This is a genomic window from Christensenella hongkongensis, assembly GCF_000981035.1.
GTDB lineage: Bacteria > Bacillota > Clostridia > Christensenellales > Christensenellaceae > Christensenella > Christensenella hongkongensis.
The window spans coordinates 1-6935 of record NZ_LAYJ01000113.1; the positions used below are offsets into that span (position 1 = coordinate 1).

Sequence of the window (6935 nt, forward strand, 5' to 3'; positions counted from 1 at the left end):
CTGCCTTACTTTACGCATCACGTATCCTCCTTTGCATCAGAAGCCCATAAGCGACGGCGATTAGCAAGATTAGCTCGCTTACCAAAAGAGCTGCACCCCATATTCCCGCGTTCCACAACTCCGAAGGATTCAACCATTCCTGCGGGTTCAATACATATATATCTGTGAAATACCGCTGCGATAGGATTATAAGGACATAATAAAAGATAAATGGGGAAGCGTACGCCATATATTTACTCATAGTGAGCGTGGCAAACAGCCCCCCCACGAGCGACCATAACGCGCCTGATAGAAAGAATAAAAACGCACGTCCTATTAGATCAGTAAAGGTGAGTTGCGCCGATACGTCAATCTGCCCACCCGGTTCCGTAATCATTGCCGTGCTCACCATGAGTTCCTCCGCTTCCTGCGGCACGAGTTCCATGGGTGTAAACAGCAGGGCAAACACGAAACAGACAAGGAGCACGCCCAAAAAGAGCGCCAGCCCGCCTGAAAGCGCAGTCGCTGCTACCCGCGAAACAAGATAAGACCGCTTGCCCGCGCGTGGAAGGTATTCGCGCAGGTAACGGCTCTTGTGGTCATCCACAAAGGCTGTCGTGAAGGGCAGTGCGGCAAGGATGGGCAGTACCAGCAGCACCACGTCCGTTTTCAACGAATCAATGGAAAGTTGGATGGAATACCCAGCAATAAGGCCACCCACCATCTGCCCTTGGAATACAGGTAGCATTTGCTCGAAAACCCCGAAAAAGGCCGCTACTGCAATACCTACTGTTCCTACTATGAAGCCCCATGAGCCAAGGGAACGTTTTATGTCTGTTTTTAACACTTCCACAATTTATCTCTCACTAGACTTTTATTCGTTGATTACCAGTAAAACCCTGTAATCGTCAGAATCCAGAATTACGATCAATAACACTACCATCAATGGCATTTATCGTTAAAATGCTGTTGTAATCACCATTGCCTAATTGATTTAAAATATCACTATTTCCGAAAAAATCCCATACTGGAACTATGTCAAATTTTGTTTCATCGTTTTGCTGCTTTATTCGCAGATAACCAAACAATATCCTATCGACATTTAAGTCAATTATTCTGCTATCTTCTGTTTCAGAGTAAACTGCATAATTTAATTTGACATTTTTTTTGAATATTTCCTTAATATCATCAAACTCCAATAGTTTTACATTACTATTCTTTTTATCAATTTCTTTCTCTCTCCCTTTCCATGAAAATCCTGCTATGACTTCATCATCTATATCGACTCTAATGTTATCATAAGAAAGAAAAGCAGAGTTCTCGCCGCCTGCAACCTCTCTATTCTCATATGTGCTTTGAATTCCAGCATATGTTTTTGTGAAATAGATACAATAGGCCTGTTGATCTTCAATAATTCCGATTTTAACAGCAGAAACATCATAACCATTAATATTCATCCGCGAAAGAAGCTTTTTCGCCTCCTGAATAGCGTCATCTTGAGATAAGCCAATGTTTAAAGACTTCGGTGCGTCTTGATCTTCGTATGCTTCGTCATATGGGTAACCTGCATCCGTATTTATAAATTGAATCATTGACTCTGCCGGATCGTCTCCAGATCTTATATCAATACTGCCCATTGTCTTTCTACCCAAGTCAGCTTTGGCCCATAGCCACATGGCTTGAAACCCTTCATCATAAATCATTGTTGAATCAATGGGGATTTCATTATTCGTTTCAGGTGCATTGGCATATTCCTCTTCCAATTTTTTCAGATATTTTTCAAGATCCTCTGTTCCATTCTCTAAAGTGATTTTTCCATTTTTGGCATCCTGTAAATCTTTTTTTGCCTGAATTATTTCTTGTTCAATATCAGTCTTGCTTCGGATAATCTTTGCATCATATAATTTAGCGTCCCCAAATAATACATCGATATATTGATTCACTTCCTCTTGAGTATAACCAATCATTTCGACTGTCAGTACAGGTACTTGACTAGCTTGTGGCGATAGTATTTCCGCATCAATATTTAGATTTATCTTATCTCCGACTACTATATTCTCTTTCCAAGAAGAACTACTTATAGGAACGCCAGATGATGCTTCTGACTCTTCATACGATTGCTTGTTTTTTCCAATAACCGATTTGTCGCTTGGTGTCTTTTGGCATGAAATAATGACACAAGTAGAAATAATAACCAAAATCATAACTGTTATTATTTTTATCATAATGTTCTTTCGTTCTTGATCTATACTATTTTTCAATTTCTGTTTAGAATTTTTCATAATAACTAATATCCTTATACTTCTGTCAATGATACTTCCATCAATTACATTTAGTGGCTTTTATGATCGTCCACGAACGCCGCCGTAAAGGGCAGGGCAGAAAGGATGGGAAGCGCCAAGAGCACCACGTCCGTTTGCAGGGACGAGAGGGCAAGCTGGATAGAGTACCCCGCCGGAAGCCCGCCCTCCATCTGCCCCTGAAATATGGGCAGCATTTGGTCGAACACGCCGAAGAACGCCGCTGCGGTAAGCCCTGTCAGTCCTACTATGAAGCCCCATGACATAAGGGAGCGTTTTAGGTCTGTTTTAAAAGTGTTCACACGAACATATCCTATCTGCATTATTTCATATAACGAGTTCGGCCGTTTGACAGAGTTTAATATCCCAGACTATTATCAATCACGGTGCCGTCCAGCGCGTTCAGCGTAATCACATCTAAGCCCCGTGAATATTCAAAGTTGATATTGGATGGATATCCATTCTCGTCTATATAGTCATCGTTGCCTGGAGGTTCCACTCCTGTTCGCTCATAGTATCCGTCGGTATGTTCAAGTTCAATGAAGAATTTCCATACGGGCAAATAATAATAATCGGAGCTGTTTTCCTTAGAAATACGCGATAAACCTAATTCTACATCCACAATATTTGCGGTACAGCCGGGATCGCCCCAGTCAATCCTATCGACAATATCTTCAGTCACACTATCCGAAAATCTTTGTGATATTTGTTCGATTGCGCGTTGTGAAATCTCTGGAAATGACAACAGCGATACATCAGGATTATCGACCGATTCAACCGTCATGGGAGTATCCCATGTGAAGCTCGTCATTCCAGCGTCGTCCATCACAATAATCATCTTCTCATAGGTCACCGGAACATTGACCGCTTCCAGACTATTGGAAAGCTCAGTCGTTTCATACGCTGTCGGACATCCGTTTATCTCACGCATAAACACGCATGCCCAACCCCATGTGCGGGAAGTCTCATCTCTTGGTCCGGTTGTTGCAGGTGCAATATGACAAAGCGAAAGTTCATCTGTCAGCTGTGCCGCAATCTCTTCCGCTTGCTTTGCAGCTTGTTCTCTTGTTAAAGCCACACCAAGCGGCGCATCAATCTTTACCTCCCCGAAGGGAGCCAAATCGGTTCCATAATTTGCATAAACACTGATTACTCCATCGTAAGCATATTGGTTGGAAGCCATAAAATAAAATGGTTGGTCGTCTACTTGAGTTGTTCCCTCGAATCCAATAAATGTATCATCCGGAGTGTCTATCGTAAATTCTATTTTTTTCAGCTCACTTTCGTATGGGGCAATTATGTACTCTTGTTCAAGATATTTTATTGATTCTTTCGCCTTCTCAACCATATCATCAGTTATAACAAAGTCCGGATTATTTTTATCCGGTCCCACGCCTCTAGCAATAAGAGCTTTGTCCTCAATGAGCATCTTCTCAATATTTTCTTTTGTAATAATTCCAGTCTCTGTCCACACCGCATCTTTCGAAACGCCACATATCTCGGCAATTTTATCTAAATCCTCCTGTGTGAATTCTCTTAATGATGCTGTCGCTGCCGGAAGTTGTGATACACCGGGCAATTTTACTTCGGTATCTGCAATAATATTCAGCTTGTCATTAAGTGCCGTTGATTTAACATTCCAATGTTCCGGCGCATCTAATTTTGTAAATAATGTATCGTTTACCTGCATTAAATCATCAGCATCTTCTGCCCCCCGCTGAATTATTTCATTAGAATTTTTCCATTTTCCTATAACAGCATCTTCCTCCGGCGTTGGCTGGCAAGCAGAACTAAAGCAGGCGAACATCGTTAATATAATCAAAACTAAAGATATTTTAGATTGTTTTTGTCGATTGAACATATTCAATATCCCTTCTATAAAGTTTCAACGTACATGAATGTTTAGCAACACAAATAAATGCTATTCCGTTGATAATATGCTCATTAATTTTTCATTGGTAACTCTTGGTTCAATATAGCTCCCATCTATTGCATTAAATATAATTGTGTTTAACTCTCCATTTCCCACTTCATCTTCAGCATCACTCCATTTTATATAATAGTCAACATACCATGTGGGAATATACAGCCCTGTTTTGGTCTCGTTTTGAATTGATACAAGGCTGATTCCTAATTCGATTTTAGATACAATAATCTCAACGCCGACATCATTATCACGAGTGACAGTTCCATATATATAATTAAGCTGATTCGCTATCCGCTCTTGTATAATCTCGAATTGCTCCAACTCAGCGGTATTTCGTATTTCTTTGCTTATCTGAGAAGCCCCTTTATATTCTAAAAAGCAAAGTCCGCTATTATCAATACCGATTGTACATACCTCTATATCCCAAGGCGCTCCATAGCTTGGCATTGATTTTGGATCAATACCAAATCCACTCAAGTCATATCGAGCTTGCGCATTAGCTATTTTACGTGTGAAGGTAAAATTCCAACCAACACTTTTATTAACTACATTATCTAAAAATGTACATGTTTCGGCTTTATATAATTCCAGATCAATTTCTAGCGCATCAATATATTTTAGCGCTTGCGCATACGCATCTGCCTGAGATATTTCGGGTTCTTTTGGTTGCCGCCAGTAAAACTGTTCAATCGTATCAAGGTTTTCATCAAAATATTCATCTTTATAAATGCTAGCAGGACATTGCTCTAAATCAACATCTCTGAAATATGTGAAATTATTGCTAAACTTTGATAAATAAAAATACCCAATCGTGCCGTTTTCTTGTTTTACAAAGATTTCTGAAGGAAGATTTGTCGATGAGTCAGCAAGCGTAATTAAAGGGTTTTGGACTTCTTTTTCTGCCTCATTATATTTTTGTTGCAAATATTGCATATAATTTTCCGATAATACTCCCTCTGGATCTTTTGTTTTATATTCATTCTGTTTATCCAGCCAGTCTTGTTTAGATAACTCCCATTTAGAATACATTTCATTATTACTTCCGGCAAACAGCTCAATTAAGTCAAGGAAGTCTTCATCTGAAATAGTGCGTCTCGTTACTTCGATTACGGGATATGCGGTTGTTTCCGGCATAATAATATCTGCATCGAATGCCAATTTCATTTTGCCATATTCTTCATAATTAGTGCCTACGTGCTCCGGCGCATCTATTGCCACAAAAGGATACTGCTTGTGATCTTGCTGTACTAAAATTTGCTCCATCCTATCATCGTTTATCCCAACAATATTTTGCATATTAGGTGTAGCTTGACATGCCGTTGTGAGTATCGCTGTTGCCACCAACGTAATGGTTAATAATAGGCTTCTCTTCTTTAATCCCACTCTCTTCATATTACTTTTCTCCCTATGAAAGTAATCGATTGTTATCAAAACGCCGACTCTCCATTAACTGCCTCAAAGAACGGATATAATTGCTTATTGCATTAAAAAAAGCAGTTTACGATCAATTAAATTGGTTGAGACTCCACAAACTATTCGCTGTGGAGTCTCAACCTGTAACCATATTTCAATCAAAAATCAAAGTATTGGAACTCAAATATATAATTTTCCATCAAATGTTAAATAGTCTGAGTCACTGCTACTTGCAATACTCATTTTCATATCATAAGTTTGACCTCGAGTTCCTGCGATATAGTTTGCAGAATGATAATATGCGCCATATATTTCTTGCAGCGCGGTACCTGCCGATGATCCCCTGTATCCTCTATACTTCCATGAACTCTGGCCCCGCCATTGTATAGCGGTAGGTGTTACATCCATAGAATTGACCTCAGACCTTGTATCAGTATATACTGTTCTCGATGGACCACCAAAAACTTTTTTGCCATATACTACTGGCCTACCGGCAAAAGCCGTCGAAGCAACAGCAAGAACCATGACAACTATAAGTACCATTACGATTATTCTCGTTGATTTTTTCATCATAATCTCCTTTCTTGGTTCACAAACATGTGAAATGTTTATGAATTACAGAGTTCGTGTGTTGAAATCCCTTGGATTTCTCGTTATAATTGGTTGCATAGCGAAGCTGGCTATCGCTTACGCGATAGGGTCGTGAGCCATCAGTTTTATAAGGACTTTTTATTTCCCATTGGACTCCCTCCTTTTTTCTCGCCTTGCGTTCCAAGCCAGCAAAGACTTTATAGTATTTTTTCTGGGAACGGGAATAGGGGGTAAAATATCCTGTTCCCATCCCACCAGAAATGTCATTCATTTTTTTAATTTTTGAGGCACTTTTGGTTCATACCATGGCCCATGGCAAGGCAAGCCTGCAAAAACATCTGCAATGGAAATCAATGATTTTTCCGTTGCTTTGACCATGATCTTTTTGAAACCTTTGGCGTTCTTTTTCATTTCTTCTTCCTCCTAATATTTACTTTTGGGTTTGGTAAACTGCCAGACAGGATTATCTGGCTATTACTAAAATATCACATTAAAATCTGTTTGTATCACACATCACGCGAATAGCCGATTTCATCAAGCGAATAGTTGTGCATACGTTCAAAAATACTATATACTTATTATGTAGAGATTAAAATTCGTCTTATAGGCAGGGGAGGAAATAAGAATGTCTTTACTCTGGGTGTTATGGGAAATCTGCGTTAATTCTCTCGAGTGTTACTTTTTGTTTTATATGTTGTCAAGACAATTAGATTTTTATCCAGGAG

The 6935-nt window shown here is 39.6% G+C and carries 7 protein-coding genes; all 7 read right to left on the reverse strand.

Going from position 1 to position 6935, the window contains the following annotated elements; genetic code table 11:
* Positions 1–10: 10 nt before the first annotated feature.
* The 7 genes from CHK_RS12025 to CHK_RS16395 all read right to left on the reverse strand — a co-directional run bounded on the left by CHK_RS12025 (position 11) and on the right by CHK_RS16395 (position 6621).
* Positions 11–832 carry a hypothetical protein gene (locus tag CHK_RS12025; protein ID WP_046444324.1) on the reverse strand — a complete coding sequence of 274 codons (822 nt, stop codon included), beginning with the start codon at positions 830–832 and terminating at the stop codon, positions 11–13.
* 55 nt (positions 833–887) lie between these two features.
* Positions 888–2261, reverse strand: a complete 1374-nt coding sequence (locus CHK_RS12030) for a DUF6034 family protein (RefSeq protein WP_046444325.1) — start codon at positions 2259–2261, stop codon at positions 888–890.
* Positions 2262–2311: 50 nt separating this feature from the next.
* Positions 2312–2581, reverse strand: a complete 270-nt coding sequence (locus CHK_RS12035; protein ID WP_046444326.1) for a hypothetical protein — start codon at positions 2579–2581, stop codon at positions 2312–2314.
* A 56-nt stretch (positions 2582–2637) separates the two neighbouring features.
* On the reverse strand, positions 2638–4140 hold the full coding sequence (locus tag CHK_RS12040; protein WP_046444327.1) for a DUF6034 family protein: 1503 nt from the start codon (positions 4138–4140) through the stop codon (positions 2638–2640).
* A 60-nt stretch (positions 4141–4200) separates the two neighbouring features.
* On the reverse strand, positions 4201–5598 hold the full coding sequence (locus CHK_RS12045) for a DUF6034 family protein (protein ID WP_046444328.1): 1398 nt from the start codon (positions 5596–5598) through the stop codon (positions 4201–4203).
* A 201-nt stretch (positions 5599–5799) separates the two neighbouring features.
* A complete protein-coding gene (locus CHK_RS12050; RefSeq protein WP_046444329.1) occupies positions 5800–6189 on the reverse strand; it encodes a hypothetical protein in 390 nt (129 codons plus the stop codon).
* A gap of 288 nt (positions 6190–6477) precedes the next feature.
* Entirely contained in the window at positions 6478–6621 is a 144-nt protein-coding gene (locus CHK_RS16395; RefSeq protein WP_131924770.1) for an AgrD family cyclic lactone autoinducer peptide, read from the reverse strand.
* Between the last annotated feature and the right edge of the window lie 314 nt (positions 6622–6935).

Coding starts and splice junctions, on each gene's coding strand:
- CHK_RS16395 (WP_131924770.1), bottom strand. CDS start 6,621: ATGAAAAAGAACGCCAAAGGTTTCAAAAAGATCATGGTCAAAGCAACG.
- CHK_RS12030 (WP_046444325.1), bottom strand. CDS start 2,261: ATGAAAAATTCTAAACAGAAATTGAAAAATAGTATAGATCAAGAACGA.
- CHK_RS12040 (WP_046444327.1), bottom strand. CDS start 4,140: ATGTTCAATCGACAAAAACAATCTAAAATATCTTTAGTTTTGATTATA.
- CHK_RS12050 (WP_046444329.1), bottom strand. CDS start 6,189: ATGAAAAAATCAACGAGAATAATCGTAATGGTACTTATAGTTGTCATG.
- CHK_RS12045 (WP_046444328.1), bottom strand. CDS start 5,598: ATGAAGAGAGTGGGATTAAAGAAGAGAAGCCTATTATTAACCATTACG.